Source organism: Providencia sp. PROV141 (assembly GCF_028481645.1).
Lineage (GTDB): Bacteria > Pseudomonadota > Gammaproteobacteria > Enterobacterales > Enterobacteriaceae > Providencia > Providencia rettgeri.
In genome coordinates this window covers 1-1,185 of record NZ_JAMPPR010000029.1, presented here as the reverse complement: position 1 = coordinate 1,185, position 1,185 = coordinate 1, and the positions used below count along the sequence as shown (strand labels likewise).

Below are 1,185 nucleotides of genomic sequence, written 5' to 3'. Positions count from 1 at the left end.
TTGCCTCCTCTAAAACATCAAATTTGGCTTGTTCTAGCTGTAAATTTTTACGCTGCTGACTAATAAAGTCAGTGGTCGAGGAGTGCTGTTCAAGCAGCTTTAACTGAGCCTGAAGAGAGGTAACTTCAGCTTGTGCTGATTCATCGTTACGCGTTCCCATATCAGGGCGAAATACCTTACCTTTCGGTGTATTCGGCACTTTTCGATCTGCATACTTTCGCTCAATCTCTGCCTTGTATTCCTGATATTTTTCCTCTCCCAACGCTTTTCTGTCAAACTCTAATTTTTCTAACTCTTTCTTCCTTTGGGTTTCTCTTGAAGAAAATTTGTTTGCATATTCATTTTGAATTTGGATCTTGCGCTTTTGGCTCTCTTCCTCTCTTCTTTCTGACAGCTTTCTTGCATTTTCCATGTCTTGCTGATATTTTTTTTCCTTCAGCTCAAGAAGCTCATATCTTAGATCATCAGCTGTTTGCCCTGTTTTGTTGAAGTGAAGACCTTTGGATACAGGATTTATTTGGAAATCAACAAGCTTTTCTTCATATTCCCTTATTTGTTGGTCAAGCGTTTTGGCTCTTCCTAAGTCAAGCATTGCATCCCATGCGCTTACAGCCATATCTTTAACGCCTGCCCAAGCAGATTCTAAGAAACCTAAGTTTTCAACAATTTGAGACGTTCTGTCTCTCATTGAATTAGCATAAGATTCCATCGCAATCTTAGCTGCATCAGATGTTCGCCCTTGTTCTTCAAGCGTGGTTATTTGCTCAAGTTGAGTTGCAGTTAAAAAGTGAAGAGACTTATCCAATTCCATGACAGCTTGAACCGGCTGATCTTTGAGTCGCTGAAATTGCTTGATAGTTTCATCAATAGATTGCCCTGTGGCCTTTTCCATTTTTGCCGCAACACCAGCGACCATATCGACTTGTGAGCCAGTAAACGAGCCAGAGCCAACAACTTGCGCCAGTGCATCAGCCATTTTGTACTGCGTGATACCGTCACCCGAAAGGGATTTAGCTAGCGCATTAAGCTGTCCTTGGGTTTTAGCGGCATAGTTGCCCGTTAAAATAAGCTGTTTATTGTACTCGCTGAGCTCTTTAGACCCTTGATAAGCAGCAACACCAAATGCCGTTAATGCACCAGCACCACCAAACATGGCCACTTTCCATGGTGTAATTAAAGATGTGA

At 41.9% G+C, this 1,185-nt stretch carries 1 protein-coding gene; it reads right to left on the bottom strand.

Annotated features, from left to right (window positions below; genetic code table 11):
* The coding region (locus tag PSF09_RS18375) for a phage tail length tape measure family protein (protein ID WP_272684288.1) at nt 1-1,185 on the bottom strand (1,185 nt) is incomplete at both ends.